The sequence below is a fragment of the Burkholderia orbicola genome (assembly GCF_900100915.1).
GTDB lineage: Bacteria > Pseudomonadota > Gammaproteobacteria > Burkholderiales > Burkholderiaceae > Burkholderia > Burkholderia orbicola.
In genome coordinates this window covers 868364-891363 of record NZ_FNKW01000002.1, presented here as the reverse complement: position 1 = coordinate 891363, position 23000 = coordinate 868364, and the positions used below count along the sequence as shown (strand labels likewise).

Here is a 23000-nt window from a genome sequence, read left to right as displayed (position 1 = left end):
TGAAACGGGCCGCTCGAGAGAGCGGCCCGTTGTCGTTTCGGCGTATGCCGTCGCGTGCGTTTCGCCGACGTTCAGCCAGCGGTGTGCCCGGGCGGTGCGGCACGCATCGCGTCCACCATCCAACGCAGCGTTTCGTCGAGCGGCGTGATCGGCAATTCACCCACCGCGCGCCGCAGCTTGTCGCGCGACCCGCTCAGGCTTTTCACTTCGTTGTGCCGCACGAAGCGCGGGTCGATCGTCACGTCGATCACGTAACCGGCGATGCGCGACAGCATCGCGAGCACTTCCTTCAGCGAATACGCGCGCTCCGAGCAGACGTTGAACGTCTCGCCGGCCGGCGCGGCTTCGATGAGCTTCAGATAGGCGGCCGTCACGTCGCGCACGTCGGAGAAATCGCGGCTCACGTCGAGGTTGCCGAGCGAGATCCGCGGCGCGTTGCTCGCATAGTGCGCGACGAGCTTCGGCAGCAAATAGGCATCGCTCTGGCCGACACCCGTGTAGTTGAACGGCCGCGCGATCACGATCGGCAGCCGGTCGGCCCATAGCTTCGCCGCATATTCCATCGCGAGCTTGCTGACCGCGTAGTCGTTCGCCGGGGCAGGCGCGACGGTTTCGTCGAGCACGCCGGCCGTCGAATTGCCGTAGACGTTCGCACTGCTTGCCAGCAGCACCGCCGACGGACGGCGGTCGAGGCCGGCGAGCGCCGCCAGCAGGTTGCGCGTGCCGACGATGTTGACCGCGTAGGTCTGCGACGGCTCGTCCTGCGCGACGTGCGCACGCGCGGCGAGATGCACGACCGCGTCGGGTCGCGCATCGGCCGCGGCCGCGCGCATGGCCTCCGCGTCGAGCAGGTCGACGGGTAGCAGCGTGCAGTCTGCGAACGCCGGATCGGCGGGGCGGGGCGTGCCGGGCGCGACCGTGCCCCAGACGTCATAGCCGGCCGCCTGCAGGCGTTCGGCCATGTAGCGACCGGTGAAGCCCGTCAGGCCCGTGACGAATGCACGGTGCGACGGACGCCCGGTTTCAGAACGTGTCATGGTGTTGGTTCCGCGTCAAATCCGCTTCGACCATCATCTGGCAAAGTTGTTCGAGCGTCGTCTTCGGTGCCCAGCCCAGTTTGCTTTTCGCCTTGTCCGCGCAGCCGATCAGCAGGTCGACTTCGGCCGGGCGGTAGAACTTCGGATTCACTTCGACGAGCACGTTGCCGGTCGCCGCATCGAGGCCGCGCTCCTGCTCGCCCTTGCCGGTCCATTCGATCTGGTAGCCGGCCGCCGCGAACGCCATCCGCACGAAGTCGCGCACGGTCTCGGTCCGGTTGGTCGCCAGCACGTAGGTGTCGGGCTCGTCGGCCTGCAGCATGCGCCACATGCCTTCGACGTATTCGAGCGCGAAGCCCCAGTCGCGCTTCGCATCGAGATTGCCGAGCTCGAGCTTGGTCGCCTTGCCCAGCTTGATCTTCGCGATCGTGTCGGTGATCTTGCGCGTGACGAATTCGCGGCCGCGCAGCGGCGATTCGTGGTTGAACAGGATCCCGCTGCTGCCGAACAGGCCATACGACTCGCGATAGTTCACGGTCATCCAGTGCGCGTACAGCTTCGCGACGCCGTACGGGCTGCGCGGATAGAACGCGGTGGTTTCCGTTTGCGGGATGGCCTGTACCTTGCCGAACATCTCGGACGTCGACGCCTGGTAGAAGCGCGTCTTCGGGCTCACGACGCGAATCGCCTCGAGCAGGTTCAGCGGGCCGATGCCGGTCACTTCAGCGGTCGTCGCCGGCTGGTCGAACGACACGCCGACGAAGCTTTGCGCGGCCAGGTTGTAGAGCTCGTCCGGCTGCGTGCGTTCGAGCAGGCGCAGGCTCGAGCCCGCGTCGGTCAGGTCGTGTTCGACGAGCGTCAGGTTCGGGTGCGTGTCGACGCCAAGCTCGGCGATACGCCAGAAGTTCACCGAGCTGGTGCGGCGGTAGGTGCCGGTGACTTCGTAGCCTTTGTCGAGCAGCAGTTTGGTCAGGTACGCACCGTCTTGCCCCGAAATTCCGGTGATGATGGCCTTTTTACGCGTTTGGCTCATGGCGTTGTCCTGGTAGAAGCGATGGATGATGAAATTCAGGCGGTCGTGCCGGCGGCAGCCGGCACCGCGCGGCGCGCCGGCCCGCGTGTCAGGCGCCGTTCGAAGCCGTACCAGCTCAGGGTCGCGTAAGCGAGCGTGATCGCCAGCGCGAGCACGGCCGTGACGAAGCGGTTCAGGTGCAGCGGCCACAGCGCGTACAGCACGCTCAGGTGGATCAGGTAGACGGTGTAGCTGACGGTGCCGACGTAGACGAGCATCGGGTTCGTCAGCACGCGCTGCACGAGGCCGCGGCCACGCAGCGCGATCACGACGATCGACGTGCACAGCAGCAGCGAGATGCTGTAGAGCGCTGCGTTCGACAGCGGCGTGTTCGCGGCGCGAAAGCGCGGGAACGACAGGTGCAGCCAGCCGAGGATCGCGAGCGACACGAGCGCGCCGACGATCGCGAGCGGATAGAACGGCTCCAGCGCGCGCCGGTCGCGGCGCAGCACGATCGCGAGCAACGCGCCGGCCGCGAGCAGGTCCATCCGGAACGGCGTCAGGTAGTAGATCGGCCAGAACGAATCGAACCACGGCGTCGCGATCGCGCGCAGCACCGGCGCCGCGACGATCAGCGCGGCGGCGACCCACAGCAGCGCGCGCTCCGAGCACCACAGCACGACGAACGGCCAGAAGATGTAGAACTGCTCCTCGACCGCGAGCGACCACAGCACGTTCAGGCTGTCATGGCCGATGCTGCCGAGCGACAGCCCGATATTGGTCGAGAAAAACGCGAACCACGGCCAGTGCGGCAGCCAGCTCGCGCCGAACAGCAGCGTCGACACCACCAGCAGCAGCACGTACGGCGGCAGGATGCGCCGTACGCGACGTGCGTAGAAGTGGCTGAAGTACGACTGCCCGCGCGCCTTGCGATCGAGCAGGATGCCAGTGATCAGCAGGCCGCTCAGCACGAAGAACAGATCGACACCCATCCACAGCGGCGCCTTCAGCGCGTGCTGCAGGAATACGGCGCCCACCGCGATCGCGCGCAGCCCGTCGAGCTGCACGATCCGGCCGTGTTGCGGCGGGGCGAGGTCGGCGGGGCGCGCCAGGGCCGTCATCGCGCGGCTCCTTCACGACCCGCTTCCAATGCGTGTACGTATTGCATGCCTTTAAATCGAATATGGAATCGAAACCGATTCTAGGGAAAAGAAATCGGTAAAAAAACGCGCGTCGGTTAGCGGGCGATAAATAGGAAAATGCCGATTATTACGATCGCGGCATGAAAGGTTGGCGCCCGGACGGGCTCGCCAGGCGGCGCAGAGCGGAATTTTCTACGTGGCGGCGCGGGAAAGGCGGTCGTTATTGCCGTTTTTGAGCGTCGTTTATTCGCTGTTCCGGCTCGATATTTCAGGCAGAAACATCCCCAAATATTTCCAAATTTCTTGTGATTATTTTTGCTTGTAACCTGCATCGCGACGTTTGAAACCCATTTAGCGACAGGGCGCGGCCGCGGGCGATCCGCGGCGGCGCCGGTCGCTGTTGCATCGAGTCTGGAGAAGCGCATTGCGACGTCTGATTCTGGTTGGCATGACGGTATGCGCGGTGCTGCTGACGAGCGCCGCGCCGGCCGAAACGGTGTTGCCCGCGACGACCTCGTGGATCGGCAACACGTTCGGCTATGGCGATGGCACATGGACGCAGATCGACATCCGCGCGATCGCGGTGACGCCCGAGGGCAAGGTGTATACGAATGCGCCGTGGGACGAGAGTGGCGCCGAGGCGAGCGTCTACCAGGACGGGAAGATGCTCGGCTTCGCCGGCGGCACGCACGGCTGGGGCAATCTCGGCGGCAGCGCGATCGCGGTGAACGGCAAGTACGCGTATGTCGCGATCGGCGTCGGCAACGAGCGCGGTCACCTGCAGTCGCCCGGCATCTGGCCGGACAAGGGCAAGCAATGGTTCGGCATCTCGCGGCGCACGATCGGCGACATGAAGCAGCCCGCGCCGTTTCGCGCGGCGCCGCAGGTCGCGCCGGGCGGGCGCGCCGATAGCGGCCGCGCACGGATGGCCGCCAGCTTCATGATGATGAACGAGGTGCCGGCGCCCGCGCGCTCGGAAGTGGGTGAGGCCAAGGCGGAAGTGGGCGGCCTCGCGGCCGACGACAAGACGCTGTTCGCGACCAATCCGTCGCGCGACGTGGTGGATGTGTACGACGCGGAGACGATGCAGCAGAAGGGCACGTGGAGCGCGCACGAGCCGGGCCGCATCGCGCTCGCCGGCGACGGCACGCTGTGGCTGCTGACCGATACGCTGGGTGGGCCCGCGCATCTCGTGCACGTGCGGGCCGACGGCCGCAAGCTCGACGACGCGCCGGCGCTGCCGGAAGGCACCGACGCGGTGGACGTGGCGGTCGACGCGAAAGGACGCGTGCTCGTCGCGGACAACGGGCCGCGCCAGCAGATCCTGATCTTCTCGAAAGGCGGCAACGGCTATGCGCCGTCGGGCACGCTCGGCGAACGCGGCGGCATCTTCGCGGGCCCGGTGCCGGGCCGGCCGGGGCCGCAGCGTTTCAACGGGCTGACCGGCGTCGGCGTCGACCGCGCGGGTAACATCTACGTATCGATGAACGGAATCGGGCCGCGCCACGACACGATCGGCGCGGGGCTCGGCGCGGTGCTGGAAAGCTACACGCCGGACGGCAAGCTGCGCTGGCAGGTGCAGGGGCTGCTGTTCGTCGACGGCGCGTGGCTCGACCCCGCGCGGCCGAACAGCGTGTACACGGGCAACAAGCGCTTCGAGCTCGACCTGTCGAAGCCGCCGGGCCAGGACTGGAAATACGTCGGCTTCCTGTCGAACCGCTTCAAGTATCCGGACGACCCGGTGTTCCATACGGACCAGTATCCGGGCATGCCGATCGCGCGGCGCGTCGACGGCCGCACGTTCCTGTACCTGACCGACATGTACGCCGATCACCTGAAGATCTACCGCTTCGACGCGAAGCGCGACGGCGAGGTCGCGATTCCGTCGGGCCTGATCGCGGGCCGCGCGCGGCCGGTCGACAAGGTGCCGAACAAGCCGCCGGGCGGCGACTGGCTGTGGCGCGACGCGAACGGCAACGGCCGGATCGATGCCGACGAGTCCGAGATCAACACGACGGGCAAGGCGAAGGCGGGCGGCTGGGGCTGGTGGGTCGACACGAAGGGCGACATCTGGCGCACGAGCGACGTGCGCGGCATCCACCGCTTCCAGTACGGCGGCGTCGACAAGGCCGGCAACCCGATCTATTCGTACGACAAGGTCACGACCTACCCGATGCCGCAGCCGTTCACGCAGTTGCGCCGCGCGATCTACGAACCGCAGACCGACACGCTGTACGTGACCGGCTACACGGCCGACGCGCCACCGCAGCCGGGCATCAACAAGGAAGTGGGGCGCGTGCTGATCCGCTTCGACAAGTGGTCGACGGGCTCGCCGGTCGCGCGCTACCAGGTGGCGCTGCCGTGGAAGCTCGATGCGAAGCCGATCTTCGACCTGATCGGGATCACGGTCGAGGGCCGCTACCTCTTCACGGTGGAGCCGGTCGGCAAGATCCACGTGTACGACAAGGAAACCGGCAAGGAAGTCGGCGTGATGAGCCCGGGCGCCGAGGTCGGCAAGGCGTCGGGCTGGGTCGACGTGCCGTTCGGCATCAGTGCGTTCCGGCGCGAGAACGGCGAGTACCTGGTGTTCGTCGAGGAAGACGCGCGCGGCAAGGTGCTCATGTACCGCTGGAAACCTTAACGGGCCCATGGGCTAAAGCATGGACAAAGGCATACTCAAGAACGTTTCGATCAACTTCATCGGGCTGATCCTGCCGACCTTCGTGTCGCTGGTGACCGTGCCCGCGTATATCCACGCGCTCGGCGTCGAACGCTACGGCGTCGTGAGCCTCGTGTGGACGCTGATCGGCTATTTCGGGATCCTCGATCTCGGGATGAGCATGGCCGCGCAGAACCACATTTCGAAGGCGCTCGCGAGCGGCAACGCCGACGAAAGCGCACGCGTGTTCTGGAGCGCGTTCTGGCTGAATCTCGGCACCGGCATCGCGGGCGGGCTGCTGATCTATTTCGGCGCGTTCGTCTACACCGCGTATTTCACGAAGGTATCGGCCGCGATGCAGCACGAGGTGTATCTCGCGCTGCCGTGGCTCGCGCTCGCGATTCCGCTCGCGAACGTGTCGTGGGTGTTCGCCGGCGCGATCAACGGCGCCGAACGGTTCGGCGTGTTCAACACGAACCAGACGATCGGCACGTTCCTGTTCCAGCTGCTGCCGCTCGCCGCCGCGTGGTGGATCGCGCCGAACCTGCAGACGGTGCTCGCCGCGGCCGTCGTCGCGCGGCTGATCGCGGCGGTGATGCTCGGGCAGGCCAGCATCAAGGTGCTCGGCATCCGCCGCATCGATCCGCCGCAGTGGGGCACCGCGAAAGGGCTGTTCAATTTCGGCGGCTGGATGCTGATCGCGAGTACGACCAGCATGATCGCCGACACGCTCGACCGCGTGATGCTCGGCGCCGGCATGGGCGCGAAGTTCGTCACCTACTACACGGTGCCGCAGAACCTCGTCACACGCCTGAACATGCTGCCGAACGCGCTGGTGCGCACGCTGTTCCCGCGGCTGTCGGCGGTCGGCCGCGATCATGCGGATACCCTCGCGCGCCAGTCGCTCGAATTCCTGAACGGCGTATTCACGCCGGTCGGCATCGTCGCGATCTTCGCACTCGCGCCGTTCCTCACGCTGTGGGTCGGCGCCGATCTCGCCGCGCATTCGGCGCCGGTCGGCCGCGTGCTGGTGATCAGCGTGTGGCTCGTCGGCCAGGCGAGCGTCACGCGCATCCTGATCCAGTCGCAGGTCAACCCGGCCCGCGCGGCATTCGCCGGGCTCGTCGAGATGCCGTTCTTCGTCGGCGGCCTGTGGTTCGGCATTCATCACTTCGGGCTGATCGGCGCGGCGGTGGTCGTCGCGGCGCGCGCGCTCGTCGACTACGGCGTGCTGCTGTACCTGTCGGCGATCCGGATGCGCGCGATCGTGCTCGACATGCTCGCCCATCTCGCCTTCCTGCTCGCGAGCCTGTTTCTGGCCCAAGCCTGGTCGGGGCTCGGCGAGTCGATCGGCATGTGCGCGGTCGTGCTGGTGCTGAACGTCGCGTGGTCGCTCACGATGACGCCGGGATTGCGCGCACTCGTGCGCGACCTGTTTGTCCGTCTCAATGCGAGGAAAACCATATGAATCGCGATCTGGCGGAACACGCCGTCCTGAATCTCGCCGCGGCCGATGCCGCCGTGGCCCACCCGGGCGACGCCGCGCTGCACCGCGCGGTGCCGGCCGAGCGCGCCGGCGCGCGGCAGCCGGCACGTGCGCTGCGCGTGGCGATCGTCCACGACTGGCTCGTCACCTATGCGGGCGCCGAGCGCGTGCTCGAACAGATCGTCGCGTGCTTTCCCGACGCGGACCTGTTCAGCCTCGTCGATTTCCTCGACGATCGCGCGTTCGTGCGCGGCAAGCCGGTGACGACGTCGTTCATCCAGAAGCTGCCGTTCGCCCGCACCAAGTACCGCAGCTACCTGCCGCTGATGCCGCTCGCGATCGAGCAGCTCGACGTGTCCGAGTACGACCTCGTGATCTCGAGCAGCCACGCGGTCGCGAAGGGCGTGCTGACCGGGCCGGACCAGGTGCACATCAGCTACGTGCATTCGCCGATCCGCTATGCGTGGGACCTGCAGCACCAGTATCTGGAGCAGTCGAACCTCACGCATGGGCCGAAATCGCTGCTCGCGCGGATGATCCTGCACTACATCCGCAACTGGGACACGCGCACCGCGAACGCGGTGGACGGCTTCGTCGCGAATTCCGCGTTCATCGCACGGCGCATCAAGAAGGTCTATCACCGCGACGCGGCGGTGATCTTTCCGCCGGTCGACGTCGACGCGTTCTCGCTGAACGCGGTGAAAGAGGATTTCTACCTGACCGCGTCGCGGATGGTGCCGTACAAGAAGATCGACCTGATCGTCGAGGCGTTTTCGCGCACGCCCGAGCGCAAGCTGGTGGTGATCGGCGACGGCCCCGAGATGCAGAAGATCCGCGCGAAGGCCGGCCCGAACGTCGAGATCATGGGCTACCAGCCGTTCGCGGTGCTGCACGACCGGATGCGGCGCGCGAAGGCGTTCGTGTTCGCGGCCGAGGAGGATTTCGGGATCTCGGTCGTCGAGGCGCAGGCGTGCGGCACGCCGGTCATCGCGTACGGCAAGGGCGGTGCGCTCGAAACCGTGCTCGACCCGCAATCGAACCTGCACCCGACCGGCCTCTTCTTCGACGAGCAGACGCCGCACGCGATCGTCGCGGCCGTCGACGATTTCGAGCGTGCGCCGCAGCGCTTCACGCCTGACGCGTGCCGCGCGAACGCGGAGCGCTTTTCCGCCGACACGTTCCGGCGGCGCTTTCTCGACTACGTCGAGCAGGCGCTGCCCGGTTCGACCGCGCAGCGCGGCACGGCTGCCCCGCTGCCGGCCGCGCGCGGCCCGGCGACGCTCGTGCTCGACCAGAGCGGCGTGCTCGGCGGCGCCGAGCTGTCGCTGCTCGAGATCATGAAACACATGCGCGCGAACGCCGACGTGCTGCTGTTCGCCGACGGTCCGTTCCGCGCGGCGCTCGACGAGATCGGCGCGCGCGTCGACGTGGTCGAGCAGGGGGCGCTCGCGGGCGTGCGCAAGCAGGGCGGCGTGTCGTTCGGCGCGGTGAAGCAGCTCGTGCGGCTGGTGCGCGACGTCGCCCGGCGCGCGCGCCGCGCCGAGGTGATCTACGCGAACACCCAACGCGCGATGGTGGTCGCCGCGCTCGCCGGACGGCTCGCGCGCAAGCCGGTGGTCTGGCACCTGCGCGACATCGTCAGCACCGACCATTTCGGCGGCAAGCAGTTGAAGGCGATCAAGTATTGCGCGCGGCTCGGCGTCACGCGCGTGATCGCGAACTCCGACGCTTCCGCGCAGGCGTTCCGCGCGCTGACGGGTTTCACGCCGCAGCACGTCGACGTCGTGTTCAACGGCATTTCGGCCGAACCGTTCGACGCGCTGGAAGGCGTGAGCCAGGCCGCGCTGCGCGCGCGCCTCGGCTTGCCTGCGGATGCATGGCTGGTCGGCTCGTTCAGCCGCCTCGCGCGCTGGAAGGGGCAGCACGTGCTGCTGGAGGCCGCCGCGCGGCACCCGGACATGCACGTGGTACTGGTCGGCGCGCCGCTGTTCGGCGAGGACGACTATGCGGCGCAACTGCACGAATTCGTCGCGCAGCACGGGATGGACGAACGCGTGCATTTCCTCGGGTTCCAGCGCGACGTGGCCGCGTGCATGACGGCGGTCGACGTCGTCGCGCACACGTCGATCACGCCGGAGCCGTTCGGGCGCGTGATCGTCGAGGGGATGCTCGCGCGCCGGCCGGTCGTCGCGGCGCGGGCGGGCGGCGTCGTCGAGATCATCGAGGATGGCGACAACGGGCTGCTTTGCGAGCCGGGCAACGCGGCCGCGCTGGCCGATGCGCTGGCGGCGCTCAAGCGCGACCGCGCGCTGCGCGAGCGGCTCGTCGCGAGCGGGCGTGCGACCGCGGTGCGCCGGTTCGGGACCGAAACCTACGTGGAGCGGGTCGAGAAGATCCTCGCGGATACGGCGAAGGCCGCCAAGGCCGCGAACGCGAAGAAGTAGCAGCCGGCGCGAGCCGGCGGCAAACGAGCCCCCATGCGGCGTTGCGCTGCGCGGGGGCTTTGCTTTTCAGCGGCCGAGGCGTCTGGTTCGGGCGGACGGGCGGGTTTGCGCCGCGCATCCGCGTCGGGCGCGAGCGTGGCCGACCGTCATCTGAAACCGGGATCGGGCCATCGGCAACGTGAAGCGGGCAGGCGACACCGTTGCAGTCGTGCCGCGGCAACCCCGCAGAGACGGCTTACACGGGTCGTAGCGCGGTCGGAGAGCGGCAGGCTGCCGTTCCTTGTCGAACCGGCCCGCGACCGCGTGCCGGCCGTGAAAAAGCCCCCGCGCAGCGAGACGCCGCGCGAGGGCTCCGAAACCGGACGGGCCGGTCGGCTTGTGTCAGACGGCCTGTTCGGGCGTCGACGCGACGACGCGGGCGGCGCGGGTCGGCTTGAAGCTGGCCGACCACATCATCGCCGGTCGTTCGAACATCCGGTAGAACAGGTACGCGACCGGAATCGCGACGGCCATGAACGCGAACGACGGCCAGATCGACAGTTGCAGTTCGGAGTGGAACAGCACCGAGCCGAGGCAGACGAACAGCGGCAGGTGGACCAGGTACAGCGAGTAGCTGAAGTCGCCGAACCAGCTCAGCACGCGCAGCGGCGGCGTCGGGCGCGGCGGGCGGGCGAGCGCGCGGTACAGGAAGCACGCGAAGCCGGCCGACCACAGCTGGAATGCGCCGTACTGGCCGACATGGAACGCGCCGCAGCCGGCGGCCAGCAGCACGGCGGCCGCGACGTACCACGCGCGCGACGGCACGACGGCCGTGTCGCGTGACTGCTGCGCGCGCACGTCGGCGATCCATGCGCCGATCGTCCAGGACAGCCAGTACGACGTGAAGAACTGCAGGTCGTGCCGTTCGAGCAGCCACGCCGACGCGACGTTGACGAGCGCGACCGTGGCCACGACGGCCGGCATGCCGATGCGCCGGCGCAACGCGAACAGCAGCGGATAGATCGCGTAGAACTGCACTTCGAGCGACAGCGTCCACAGCGCGCCGTTCGACCCGTACGTGTAGCCGGCGACGCCCTGCAGCGAGAACAGGTTCACGAGGAACGCGACCAGGCCGACGTCGCGGATCTTGTGGCTGACGGGCTCGATCTGCAGGCTGACCGCGTCGAGCGCGAGCGTGAACAGCAGCGCGGCGAGCAGCACCGGGTAGATGCGCGCGAAGCGGCGCACCCAGAAGTTCGGCGCGTCGAGCCGGTACGCGGGGTTGGCCGCGAGCTTGAGCGCCGCGTTGCGGTGGATGCAGTAGCCGCTGATCACGAAGAAGATCGGGACGCCGGCGGAGCCCCACGCGAACGGGAAGGTCAGGTAGCCGGCGATCACGCCCGGGCTGAGTGCATGACCGTAAGCATGATGGAAGCTCTGCATGCCGACCCAGACGACCTGGCGGCAGTGGAAATAGGCGACGAGCAGCGCCGCGAAGCCGCGCATCGCGTCGATCACGTGTTCCTTGTGATCGGCGACGGGCGGCGCGGCCAGAGACGATCCGCTGAAAGCTTGCATGCGATTCGATTCCTTGCGACGGATGGACGGGAAGTTTCATCCAATCGTAATGCGCAAGAATTCGGTCAATGAATAAAAAAATCTCGCCCGGAAATATCGGTATTCCACATCATGGATTTATCCCGACCCGAAAGCGGTTCATCGAGGGGGCGCGAATTATTTGCCGATTTTTTTCTGATAGTTTGAAAGCTCCAGTTGATTGATGCAAGGAGCGGCAAGATGGACATGCATTGGATCGCGAGCGCTGCAGTACTGCTGGTCATGGCCGTTCTGTCGGCGTACCGCGAGGCGCTGAAGAACGAACCGATCCGCCCGGGCCTCGAGCGGGGCGGCGTGCCCTATATCGAGGAATTCGAATCGTAAGAATTTGTATCTGGAAAATCGGTAATTTGTTTCTGCTTCGGCAATCGGTTCGGCAATATCGACCGGATTGAAACGATTATATTTTTTCCGGAATAATTGGGCAATCAGTTCATATCGAAAATGAGCGGAGCGGAATTGGCAGTACCGTCGATTCTCGATATGCCGTTCGGAACACAATCGCGCCGGGTCGCGGGTCGACGCGGCGCAGTCAACGCTATCAGGATGCGAACATGTTGAAAGTCACCAAGGCCGTGTTCCCCGTTGCCGGTCTCGGCACGCGGTTCCTCCCGGCAACGAAGGCGAGCCCGAAGGAAATGTTGCCCGTCGTCGACAAGCCGCTGATCCAGTACGCGGTCGAGGAAGCGATCAACGCCGGTATCACCGAGATGATCTTCGTCACCGGGCGCAGCAAGCGCGCGATCGAGGATCATTTCGACAAGTCGTACGAGATCGAGGCCGAGCTCGAGGCGCGCGGCAAGGAAAAGCTGCTCGAGCTCGTGCGCGGCATCAAGCCGAGCCACGTCAATTGCTTCTACGTGCGCCAGCCGGAAGCGCTCGGCCTCGGCCACGCGGTGCTGTGCGCGGAGAAGCTCGTGCACGGCGAGCCGTTCGCGGTGATCCTCGCCGACGACTTGCTGCACGGCGAACAGCCGGTGCTCAAGCAGCTCGTCGACGTGTTCGACCACTATCACAGCTCGGTGATCGGGGTCGAGACGATCCCGCGCGAGGACAGCCGCTCGTACGGCGTCGTCGAAGGCCGGGAGTGGGAAGAGGACATCATCAAGCTGTCGGGCATCATCGAGAAGCCGGCGCCGGAGGATGCGCCGTCGAACCTCGGCGTGGTCGGCCGCTACGTGTTCATGCCGACGATCTTCGATCACCTGCGCAAGCTCAAGCCGGGCGCGGGCGGCGAACTGCAGCTCACGGATGCCGTCCAGTCGCTGCTCGCGAACGAACAGGTGCTCGCGTATCGCTACTACGGCACGCGTTTCGACTGCGGCAGCAAGATCGGCTATCTGAAGGCCACCGTCGAGCTCGCGCTCCAGCATCCGGAAGTGAGCCGCGAATTCGAGGCGTACCTGCGTACCTGCTTGCCTGCGCTGGCTGCCGTCGCTTAAAGCGGCCGCGCGCTCCGTCGTTTCAGGTGGTGGTTGTTCCGTTGGCCCCGGCCGCTCGCGCGCCGGGGCTTTTTTGTTTTTGCGGGCGCACGAGCAGGGTGCGCGACGTCTCGGTGGCGTGCCGCGAACGTGCGGCAGGCGGTGTCCCGCGATGCGTGACGCGTACCGACGAGGCCGCGCGTCGCGCGTGAAACCGGTGCCGAAGCATGCGCCGCGTGACCGGATCGGTGGAGGGGTTGCGCGGCATGCGCGACACTCGCACGGGTGTCGCGCGATGACGCAGCGTCGGCTGCCATGCAGCCGGCCGTCGGGTGTCGCCGATATCGAAGCGTTCCCGTCCGGCTTTCGCCGTACGCCGCTTTCGCGTGCCGCTCAGCGCGGCGACGCGCTCGGCTGCGTGGCGAAGTGCCGGGCCAGCAGCGCGGCGATCGGCTTCTTGAAGTCGAGCAGCCGCTTTTCGAGATAACGCCAGGACAGGTGCGCGAGCAGCACGGCGAGCGCGAATTGCAGCATTTCCGGCAGCGCGTCGCGGACGATCTCCGGCATCGGCACGTGCGCGAAGGATGCAGGCAGCGCGCCGAAGCGCGCCGGAATCAGGTTGTGGAACAGGTAGAAGCCGTAGCTGATCGTGCCGAGATAGGCGAGCGGCGCCCAGTCGAGCAGCGCGACGACGGGATGCTCGGGCTCGCTGACGATCCACAGCATCAGCGCGCCGAGCGACGCCGACAGGCCGAGATCCGCGAGCCCCGCGACCGCATCGGGCAGCGCCGTGAACGCCGGCAGCACGAGGAAGAACACGACGCCTGCCGCGCCGAGCCAGCCGGGCGGCACGCGGCGCACGGCCGTCGCGCCGCGATCGGCGAGCGCCATCGCGCCGACGCCGCCGAGCGCGATCAGCGCGAAATTCCACGGGGAAAACGCGTAGATCAGCACCGGCGACGCGTCCGACAGGTAGAGCGCGAGATGCGCGATCGCGCACAGCACGACGGCCGCGACGCCGAGCGCGACGTGTCGCGCGGCGGGCACCGTGAGCAGCGCGAGCGGTGCGATCAGATAGAACTGCTGTTCAACGGCGAGGCTCCAGAAGTGCGACGTGGAGCCGGGCCAGCCGTCCTTGACGACACCGATCCAGTAATTCGACAGGAACGCCGCGTGCCATGCGAGCCCGAGATTGACGCCGCGCTGGTAGAACAGCGCGTGTGCGATCGCGAGCGCGGCGAGCAGCAGGTAATACACGGGAAAGATCCGCAGCGCGCGCTTCGCGAGGAACAACGCGAGTGCGTGACGGCGCGTCATGGTGCCGCGCTCGACCGCCTGGCGGTTGCGATGCAACTCGCCGACGATCAGGAATCCGCTGATGAGGAAAAACGTCCACACGCCGAGCTTGCCGACGTCGACGGCAAGGACATGGCCCTTGTGGGACAGGAAAACGAGGATGACGGCGAGGGCTCGCAGGCCGTCGAGTCCTTTGACGTATCTGACTTCGCGCATGGAGGCATCCGGGCATTGAGCGTGCCCAGTATAGGTGCGCAAATATCGAACGTAATTCGCGTTCGGACGCGTTTGAGCCCATAAGTGAAGGTGTTTTTGGATGCTCGAGCGTCGACGAAGTCGGTCGCGCGCAACAAAACCTGCGGGAAACCCCGCGAAAACGCATAAAAGTACTGCACGAAGCGTCAAGGCGCTTGTAGAATCCGGCGTTGAAGCGCGCGCGTTGCACGCTTCGTGTATCCAACGACCACACCTGGTAGGAGAAACATGGCGACTTCCGCAAAAAAGGTGGCCAAGAAGGCTGCCGCACCGGCGACCAAGAAAGTGGCTGCCAAAAAGGCTGCGCCCGCGAAGAAAGTAGTGGCCAAGAAGGCTGTCGCGAAGGCAGCACCGGCTGCTCCGACGCCGCTGAAGGACAAGTTCACGAAGGCATCGCTCGCAACGCACATCGCTGAGCGCGCAGCTGTCGAAGTGAAGGCGGTCAAGGCAGTGCTCGTCGCACTCGAGAACGTCGTGCTGGGCTCGGTCCACAAGAAGGGCGCAGGCGAGTTCACGCTGCCGGGTCTGCTGAAGATCACGGCACAAGTCGTGCCGGCGAAGAAGAAGCGCTTCGGCAAGGATCCGTTCACGGGCGAAGAGCGTTGGTTCCCGGCGAAGCCGGCCAGCGTGCGCGTGAAGGCACGTGCGCTGAAGAAGCTGAAGGACGCGGCGGCGTAATGCCGCGCAACGACTGCCGAATGCATGTCGGCAGCCGTTGCGATGTCCCGAGATCCCCGTACGCGAAAGCGTGCGGGGATTTTTATTGCGCCGCGCAAAGCGCGCGGCAGCGAACAGGCGGCATCGCGATGACGGGTTGCCTGATGCGTGGCACGCGGCGGATCGTATGTCGCGCATCTGCATCCCCATCGCCGAGCGGCGAGTTTCGTTCGCGCGACGCATGTCGGTGTCGGTGCGGCAGGGCGAAACGCTCGGCATCGTCGGCGAATCGGGAGCGGGGAAGTCGACGCTCGCGATGGCGCTGCCCGGGTGTTGTTTCTTCGCGCTCCGTCGGGCGCGCATCGCCAGGTTTGCCGTCGTGACCGACTTCATTCCGCACGACATCGCCGCACAGCTCGCCGCCGCGCGCGCCGCGATCGAACGGCATCTCGGTGCGACGCTGCAAGCGGTCCATCTGTTCGGATCGGCGCTCGACGGCGGCCTGAAACCGCGCAGCGACATCGATTTGCTGGTGACGGTCGCGGTGCGCCCGGACGAAGCGGTGCGACGCGCACTGATGTCGAACCTGCTCGGCGCGTCGGCGCCGCCCGGTTGCGGCGGTAGCATGCGTGCGCTGGAGGTCACCGTCGTCGCGCACGGCGACGTGGTGCCGTGGCGTCATCCGGCGCGGCGCGAGCTGCAGTTCGGCGAATGGCTGCGCGGCGATCTGGCAGCCGGCATCGTCGAGCCGCCGCTGGTCGATCACGATCTGGCCATCCTGCTGACGAAGGTGCGACAGCACGGTGTCGCACTGGTCGGGCCGCCTGCGGACGTGCTGTTCGAGCCGGTGCCCGCGCGCGACTTCGTCGCCGCGCTGCGCGCGACCGTTGCGCAGTGGGAAGCCGAACCGGACTGGCGTGGCGACGCGTGCAACATCGTGCTCGCGCTCGCACGCATCTGGTACAGCGCCGCGACCGGCGCGATCGCGCCGAAGGACGTCGCCGCGACGTGGGTGCTGGAGCGCCTGCCGGACGCGCACCGGCCGATCGTAGCCGCTGCGCGAGCGGCCTATCTCGATGGCGAAGCGGGCGCGGCAATCCTGTCGGGCGAACCGCTGGCCGAATTCATCGGCTACGCGCGGCGGACGGTCGAGTCGATGCTGTCGGCGTAGCGACGTACGCAAACGACGTACGCAAACGACGTACGCAAACGACGTACGCAAACGACGGGCGCCAGCGACGTACGCAAACGACGTACGCCAATGACGTACGCCACCGGGTTACCGGCCGGCCCACGGATAGCAAACGCCTGCAAGCCCGCTACACGCGCAGCCCGTCGAGCCGAGCCCGTGCAGACGACCCGGCGCGGCGTCACGCGAGTGCGGCCCGACGCGCTCCGTCAGCCCGCGGTGCCCGCGAAGGCTGCCTTCAGCGCGGCGTCGTCGAACTTTGTCATTTGCATCATCGCGGCGGCCACGCGTCCCGCCTTGACCGCGTCGCGGTCGGCCATCATCGGAATGAGCGCTTCCGGAACGATCTGCCATGACACGCCATAACGATCCCGCAGCCAGCCGCAGCCGTCGGCCGTGCCGCCGTTGTCGAGCAGGGCGCTCCAGTAGCGGTCGAGTTCCGCCTGGTCCGCGCAGCTGACGAGCAGCGAGATCGCATGGTTGAACGCCTCCGTGCGCGGGTGGCTCATCGCAAAAAATGGCTGCCCGAACAGCTCGAATTCGACCATCCGCGTGCCGTCGGTGCCGGGCACCGCCGTGACGCGCACGATGCGCGAATCCGGAAAGATGCCGGCATAGAAGGCCGCTGCTTCTTCGGCTTCCGTCGAATACCAGAGAAAAGGCGTGATCTTCTGAATCGTCATGACGAGTCTCCTGTCTGTATGGGTCCGGGGCAAACCATGTGCCGCCATCGATACGACGGACGACGCCTGCCGAAATCGACACGCGGCGCAAACAAATCCCGCTTCGGTTGAGCTGGCGATGCCGGCTGTGCGGATGGTAGTCGCTCAACAGCGAAACGGCGACCTCTGCGGACATCGGAAACGGTGTTGCGGGCACCTTGCAGCCGCCAGGCGCCGCTGCCGGCCCGTCAGCCTGTGTCGGGCCCCGGCTCGGGCGCGGCGGCCCTGCAGGCGATGTCGGCCTGCCACGGGGCGCGGACGAAAAAAAGCCAGCCGCGGCCGAAACCGGGGCTGGCTTTCCAGGTCGGCGGCAAGGCGTCGGAGACGCCATGCACGCCGGATACTTCGTTTTTAGAACTTGTGACGCAGGCCGAGTGCGACGATTTCCTGCGAGCTCTTGCCGGCGATGCCGTACGAGCCGACCGACGCTTGCGCATCGGTACCGTCGGCGTTCTTGCCGCTTGCGTGCTGGTACGCGCCAACCAGGTAGATGTCCGTACGCTTCGACAGCGAGTAGTCCGCGCCGAGCGAAACCTGATGGTACTTGGCGTCCGTCTGGCCGCTACCCTTCGTGTAGATGTAGCCGACGCCCAGCAGCAGCGGTGCCGATGCCTGGTACGTGACGAATGCGCGGCCCGTGTTGTACTTCTGGTTCGTGCCGAAGCCCGAGTTCGCATCCGCCTTGTACTGCGCGTTGCTGTAGCCGAGGCCGAACGTCACCGGGCCGAATGCGTACTGGCCAGCGACTTGCGCGATGCCGATCGACGATGCCGACGTGTACGCGTTGTTGATGAAGTTACCCGAGCCGTCGAAGATCGCGTCCGACGTGCCGGCCCAGCCGGTGCGCTGGCCAACTGCGCTCAGCGGAGCCGAGTTGTTCGCGTGGAAGTAGCCAGCAGCCAGGCCGAGCGGGCCGTTGTTGTACGCTGCCGCTGCCGCCCACGTCTGACCCTTGCCGGTCGAGCCGGCGACGCCACCGAGTGCGTACAGCGCTTCGACCTGGAGGCCTGCCCAGACCGGCGACGTGTACTTGATCGCGTTGCTGACGCGCAGGCTGTTGTCGTTGTTGTCGACGTCACCCGGCGTGGCGAACACGCTGCCGAAGTAGTTGTCAGCCGTGACTGCCTGGACCAGGTCGACCAGCGGGTCGTACTGGCGACCCAGCGTCAGCGTACCGTACTGGTCGCTTTGCAGACCGACGAAGGCTTGACGACCGAACATGCGGCCACCCTGGCCCAGTGCGCCCGATGCCGAGTTGAAGCCGTTTTCCAACTGGAAGATCGCCTTCAGGCCGCCACCGAGGTCTTCCGAACCCTTCAGGCCGAAGCGGCTGCCTTGCAGGTTGCCGCTACCCATCGACCACGAATTGTTACCTTGACCATCGTTACCGTGAACATAGGTGATCGACGTGTCGATCACGCCGTACAGCGTGACGCTCGACTGAGCTTGAGCAGCGCCGGCCGCGCCCAGCAGGGCGAGCGAGAGGGTCGAGAGAGCAAGTTTCTTCATCGTTGAGTTTCTCCACGCAAGTGATTCATCGTTATTTGTTGCGGATTGGAGAATAGCTCAGTGCCATACACGCAAGAAAGCTTAAAAAATAAAGTGTCTCGAAAAGGTAACAGCAGGAAAAAGTCCATATATATCAAGCACATCAGAGACTGTTCCTGTTTATGAAATAGTTGACAATTGCTGCGCTGCGATTGTTTCAATAGTTGATGTACATGGCAGCACAACCCCTGTTTCGGCCCGTTGCAGCAAGGAAAAGAGGGTGTGCAAACGTTTGCGGTTGCAGGTGTGCGTGCGCCAACGTGTAAAGAAAGCGTCGACGCCGCGTGAATGCGCGGCGGACACCGGGGTTGCGAGGGTGCGGGAGGATGTGCCTGGGCGCGCGAGATCGATGCGCGGCCCGTTTCAGGGCGGCGCAATCAGTCGTCGCGCGGGCGATCGTCGGCCTGACCGGGTCGAGCTGCTGGAGCGGGCGCGGCCGGCGCCGCATGCTCGGCCGGCCGATGCGCGTTGCCGCGAGCCGCCGCGAACTCCGCGCCGAGCAGCAGCACGATCGCGGAGAAATACAGCCACATCAGCAGGACCGCGAACGATCCGGCCGCGCCGAACGCACTCGCGGTGCCCGCATGCGCGAGATACAGCGCGAACAGCTTCTTGCCGCCGGAGAACAGGATCGCGGACACGATGCCGCCGATCGCGGCGTCGCGCCACGCGACGCGCGCATCCGGCAGGAATTTCATCAACGACGCGAACGCGGCCGCGAGCACCGCGATGCCGACGAAGAACTGCACGAGGTTCGTGACGACCACGTACGGCGAATCGCCCAGCAGCCAGGTGCCGATGAAGGTGATCGCGGTGTCGAGCACGAGCGACACGATCAGCAGGAACGCGACGCCGAGCACGAGCCCGAACGAGATCAGCCGGACCCGCACCAGCCCGAGCATGCTCGACCAGCGGCTTTCGGTGGCCGGCCAGATCACGCTGAGCGCGGCGCTGAGCGACGCGAACGTGGCCGACGCGCCGATCGCGAGCGCGGCGAACGAGATCAGCGTGGCGAGGCCGCCGCGCTCGCCGGCGCGGTGCGCGTTCTGCACGATCGTCTGGATCGAGGCCGCCGCGTCGTCGCCGATCAGTTGGTGCGCCTGTTCGAACACCTGGCCGCGCGCGGCGTCGTCGCCGTAGAACCAGCCGGCCACCGCGATCACCATCACGAGGGTCGGCGCGAGCGAGAACGCGGAGAAAAACGCGATGCCCGCAGCCATCGCGGAGCAGCGGTCGGACGAGAAGCGCTTGAACGCGGTGAGGGCCCAGTTGGCCTGCTGCTGGGCGAGGCGGGTGGCTTCGGAAGTGATCTGTCGTTTCATGACGGTTCGGTTGCGCGCGGAACGCGGATCATCTCAGTTAATCGGACAAATCGGTATTGATCCGAGGATTCGATCATAGTTGCCTGAACTGTCTATAATTCCTTTCAGTCGTACCCCACCCCACAATAACGCCGAGACCGCCATGCTACAAATGTCCCGGCGCCAGTTCCTGAAGGTGACGGCCACGTCGCTTGCCGGATCGAGTCTTGCCCTGATGGGCTTTTCTCCATCCGAAGCGCTGGCCGAAGTCCGACAGTACAAACTGGCGCGCACCGTCGAAACGCGCAACACCTGTCCTTACTGTTCAGTGGGTTGCGGCATCCTGATGTACAGCCTCGGAGACGGCGCGAAGAATGCGCAGCCGAGCATCATCCATATCGAAGGCGATCCCGACCACCCGGTCAATCGCGGCACGCTGTGCCCGAAGGGTGCGAGCCTGATCGATTTCATCCACAGCCCGAACCGCCTGACGCACCCCGAGTATCGTGCGCCCGGCTCGGACAAGTGGGAACCCATCTCGTGGAACGACGCGCTCGACCGCATCGCGAAGCTGATGAAGGCCGACCGCGACGCGAACTTCGTCGAGACGGCCGAAGACGGTGCGAAGGTCAACCGCTGGCTCACGACCGGCATGCTGGCCGCGTCGGCGGGCAGTAACGAGGTCGGCTACCTGACGCACAAGACCATCCGCAGTCTCGGGATGCTCGCATTCGACAATCAGGCGCGTGTCTGACATGGCCCGACGGTGGCAGGTCTTGCCCCGACGTTTGGCCGTGGAGCGATGACGAACCATTGGGTCGACATCAAGAACGCGGACGTGATTCTCGTGATGGGCGGCAATGCAGCCGAGGCCCATCCGTGCGGTTTCAAGTGGGTAACGGAGGCGAAGGCGCACCGCAAGGCGCGGCTGATCGTCGTCGACCCGCGCTTCACGCGTACGGCCTCGGTGGCCGATTACTACGCGCCGATTCGCACCGGCACCGACATCGTCTTCCTGGGCGGCGTCATCAACTATCTGCTGACGAACGACAAGATCCAGCATGAGTACGTGAAGAACTACACGGACTTCTCGTTCATCGTGCGCGAGGATTTCGCGTTCAACGACGGCATCTATTCCGGCTACGACGCCGAGAAGCACGCGTACCCGGACAAATCGAGCTGGGACTACGAGCGCGGCGACGACGGTTTCGCGAAGGTCGATCCGACACTGCAGCATCCGCGTTGTGTATACAACCTGCTGAAGCAACACTACGCGCGCTATACGGCCGACATGGTCCAGCAGGTCTGCGGCACGCCGAAGGAGAAATTCCTGAAGGTGTGCGAGATGCTCGCGACCACGGCCGTGCCCGGCCGCGCCGGCACGGTGCTGTACGCGCTCGGCTGGACCCACCACTCGATCGGCGCGCAGATCATCCGCACCGGCGCGATGGTGCAGCTGCTGCTCGGCAACATCGGCATCGCCGGCGGCGGGATGAACGCGCTGCGCGGCCACTCGAACATCCAGGGGCTGACCGACCTCGGGCTGATGTCGAACCTGCTGCCGGGCTACATGACGCTGCCGATGCAGGCCGAGCAGGATTTCGACGCGTACATCAAGAAGCGCGTGCAGCAGCCGCTGCGGCCGAACCAACTCAGTTACTGGAAGAACTACAAGGCGTTCCACGTCAGCTTCATGAAGTCGTGGTGGGGCGACGCGGCCACCGCCGAGAACAACTGGGCCTACGACTACCTGCCGAAGCTGGACAAGCAGTACGACCTGTTGCAGGCGATCGAGCTGATGAATGCCGGCAAGATGAACGGCTACATCTGCCAGGGCTTCAACCCGCTCGCGGCGGCGCCGTCGAAGGTGAAGACGGCGGCGGGCCTCGCGAAGCTGAAATGGCTCGTGATCATGGATCCGCTCGCGACCGAGACGTCCGAGTTCTGGAAGCACCACGGCGACTACAACGACGTCGATGCATCGAAGATCCAGACCGAGGTGTTCCGTCTGCCGACCACCTGCTTCGCGGAGGAAAACGGCTCGCTCGTGAGTTCGAGCCGCGTGCTGCAGTGGCACTGGAAGGGCGCGGAGCCGCCGGGCGAAGCGAGGAGCGACCTCGAGATCATGTCGGGGTTGTTCCTGCGCATGCGCAAGCTGTACCAGAAGGACGGCGGCAAGTATCCGGACCCGATCGTGAACCTGACCTGGCCTTACGCGAACCCGGAGAGTCCGACGCCCGAGGAACTGGCGATGGAGTTCAACGGGAAGGCGCTCGCCGATCTGCCCGATCCGAAGGACCCGGCGAAGACGCTCGTGAAGAAGGGCGAGCAGCTCGCCGCGTTCGCGCAACTGAAGGACGACGGCACGACCGCGAGCGGCTGCTGGATCTTCTGCGGCGCATGGACCCAGGCCGGCAACCAGATGGGGCGGCGCGACAACTCCGACCCGACCGGCATCGGCCAGACGCTGAACTGGGCGTGGGCGTGGCCGGCGAACCGGCGCATCCTGTACAACCGCGCGTCGTGCGACGTCGCGGGCAAGCCGTTCGACCCGACCCGCAAGCTGATCGGCTGGAACGGCAGCGCGTGGAAGGGCGCCGACGTGCCGGATTTCAAGGCGGACGAACCGCCCGAAAACGGGATGGGGCCGTTCATCATGAATCCGGAAGGCGTCGCGCGCTTTTTCGCCCGCGCGGGGATGAACGAAGGTCCGTTCCCCGAGCACTACGAGCCGTTCGAGACGCCGCTCGGCGCGAACCCGCTGCATCCGAACAACCCGCTGGCGCTGAACAACCCGGCCGCCCGCGTGTTTCCGGACGACCGTGCGTCGTTCGGCAAGGTGGCGGACTTCCCGCACGTGGCGACCACGTACCGGCTGACCGAGCATTTCCACTACTGGACCAAGCATGCGCGGCTGAACGCGATCATCCAGCCCGAGCAATTCGTCGAGATCGGCGAAGACCTCGCGAAGGAAGTCGGCGTCGCGCATGGCGAGCGCGTGAAGGTGTCGTCCAAGCGCGGCTACATCATCGCGGTCGCCCTCGTGACGAAGCGGATCAAGCCGCTGACGATCGACGGCAAGAAGGTCCAGACGGTCGGCGTCCCGTTGCACTGGGGCTTCAAGGGTCTGACGAAGCCCGGCTATCTCGCCAATACCCTGACTCCGTCCGTGGGTGACGGCAACTCCTATACACCGGAATTCAAGTCGTTCCTGGTGAAGGTCGAAAAGGCGTAA

16 protein-coding genes are annotated in these 23000 nt (G+C 66.1%); 8 read left to right on the top strand and 8 right to left on the bottom strand.

Annotated features, from left to right (window positions below; all coding sequences use genetic code 11):
* Window positions 1-71: 71 nt before the first annotated feature.
* The 3 genes from BLS50_RS20860 to BLS50_RS20850 are packed head-to-tail and all read right to left on the bottom strand — an operon-like array spanning window position 72 to window position 3170.
* The gene (locus tag BLS50_RS20860; RefSeq protein WP_074803845.1) at window positions 72-1037 is read right to left on the bottom strand and encodes an NAD-dependent epimerase/dehydratase family protein; all 966 of its coding nucleotides are present in this window, start codon (window positions 1035-1037) and stop codon (window positions 72-74) included.
* On the bottom strand, window positions 1024-2070 hold the full coding sequence (gene gmd / locus BLS50_RS20855; RefSeq protein ID WP_011548084.1) for a GDP-mannose 4,6-dehydratase: 1047 nt from the start codon (window positions 2068-2070) through the stop codon (window positions 1024-1026). Before gmd ends, BLS50_RS20860 begins: the two co-directional genes overlap by 14 nt.
* A gap of 35 nt (window positions 2071-2105) precedes the next feature.
* On the bottom strand, window positions 2106-3170 hold the full coding sequence (locus BLS50_RS20850; protein ID WP_074803844.1) for an acyltransferase family protein: 1065 nt from the start codon (window positions 3168-3170) through the stop codon (window positions 2106-2108).
* A gap of 469 nt (window positions 3171-3639) precedes the next feature.
* Between BLS50_RS20850 and BLS50_RS20845 the strand changes: the two genes are divergently transcribed.
* The 3 genes from BLS50_RS20845 to BLS50_RS20835 are packed head-to-tail and all read left to right on the top strand — an operon-like array spanning window position 3640 to window position 9780.
* On the top strand, window positions 3640-5832 hold the full coding sequence (locus tag BLS50_RS20845) for an NHL repeat-containing protein (RefSeq protein WP_074803842.1): 2193 nt from the start codon (window positions 3640-3642) through the stop codon (window positions 5830-5832).
* A gap of 19 nt (window positions 5833-5851) precedes the next feature.
* A complete protein-coding gene (locus tag BLS50_RS20840; RefSeq protein ID WP_006479321.1) occupies window positions 5852-7318 on the top strand; it encodes a flippase in 1467 nt (488 codons plus the stop codon).
* Complete coding sequence (locus BLS50_RS20835) at window positions 7315-9780, top strand: glycosyltransferase family 4 protein (RefSeq protein WP_074803840.1); 2466 nt, start codon at window positions 7315-7317, stop codon at window positions 9778-9780. The genes BLS50_RS20840 and BLS50_RS20835 overlap by 4 nt, the downstream gene beginning before the upstream one ends.
* Window positions 9781-10161: 381 nt before the next feature.
* On the opposite strand, the gene BLS50_RS20830 is transcribed toward BLS50_RS20835, so the two are convergent.
* Entirely contained in the window at window positions 10162-11337 is a 1176-nt protein-coding gene (locus tag BLS50_RS20830) for an acyltransferase family protein (protein ID WP_074803838.1), read from the bottom strand.
* A gap of 219 nt (window positions 11338-11556) precedes the next feature.
* Between BLS50_RS20830 and BLS50_RS36000 the strand changes: the two genes are divergently transcribed.
* On the top strand, window positions 11557-11700 hold the full coding sequence (locus BLS50_RS36000; protein ID WP_006479318.1) for a hypothetical protein: 144 nt from the start codon (window positions 11557-11559) through the stop codon (window positions 11698-11700).
* Window positions 11701-11930: 230 nt separating this feature from the next.
* Window positions 11931-12818 (top strand): UTP--glucose-1-phosphate uridylyltransferase GalU, encoded by an 888-nt coding sequence (galU, locus tag BLS50_RS20825; protein WP_011548079.1) that lies wholly within the window; start codon window positions 11931-11933, stop codon window positions 12816-12818.
* A gap of 372 nt (window positions 12819-13190) precedes the next feature.
* Here galU and BLS50_RS20820 read toward each other — a convergent pair whose 3' ends face one another.
* On the bottom strand, window positions 13191-14309 hold the full coding sequence (locus BLS50_RS20820; RefSeq protein WP_074803835.1) for an acyltransferase family protein: 1119 nt from the start codon (window positions 14307-14309) through the stop codon (window positions 13191-13193).
* 267 nt (window positions 14310-14576) lie between these two features.
* On the opposite strand from BLS50_RS20820, the gene BLS50_RS20810 reads away from it, so the two are divergent.
* Both BLS50_RS20810 and BLS50_RS20805 read left to right on the top strand, forming a co-directional pair.
* Entirely contained in the window at window positions 14577-15026 is a 450-nt protein-coding gene (locus BLS50_RS20810; protein WP_011548077.1) for an HU family DNA-binding protein, read from the top strand.
* A 166-nt stretch (window positions 15027-15192) separates the two neighbouring features.
* Window positions 15193-16176 (top strand): AadA family aminoglycoside 3''-O-nucleotidyltransferase, encoded by a 984-nt coding sequence (locus tag BLS50_RS20805; protein ID WP_074803830.1) that lies wholly within the window; start codon window positions 15193-15195, stop codon window positions 16174-16176.
* 227 nt (window positions 16177-16403) lie between these two features.
* Here BLS50_RS20805 and BLS50_RS20800 read toward each other — a convergent pair whose 3' ends face one another.
* The 3 genes from BLS50_RS20800 to BLS50_RS20790 all read right to left on the bottom strand — a co-directional run bounded on the left by BLS50_RS20800 (window position 16404) and on the right by BLS50_RS20790 (window position 19786).
* Entirely contained in the window at window positions 16404-16877 is a 474-nt protein-coding gene (locus BLS50_RS20800; RefSeq protein ID WP_043886341.1) for a VOC family protein, read from the bottom strand.
* Between the two features lie 390 nt (window positions 16878-17267).
* Window positions 17268-18425, bottom strand: a complete 1158-nt coding sequence (locus BLS50_RS20795; RefSeq protein WP_011694681.1) for a porin — start codon at window positions 18423-18425, stop codon at window positions 17268-17270.
* A 416-nt stretch (window positions 18426-18841) separates the two neighbouring features.
* Window positions 18842-19786, bottom strand: a complete 945-nt coding sequence (locus BLS50_RS20790; protein WP_023474495.1) for a YihY/virulence factor BrkB family protein — start codon at window positions 19784-19786, stop codon at window positions 18842-18844.
* A gap of 142 nt (window positions 19787-19928) precedes the next feature.
* On the opposite strand from BLS50_RS20790, the gene fdnG reads away from it, so the two are divergent.
* The gene (gene fdnG / locus BLS50_RS20785) at window positions 19929-23000 is read left to right on the top strand and encodes a formate dehydrogenase-N subunit alpha (RefSeq protein ID WP_080486903.1); all 3072 of its coding nucleotides are present in this window, start codon (window positions 19929-19931) and stop codon (window positions 22998-23000) included.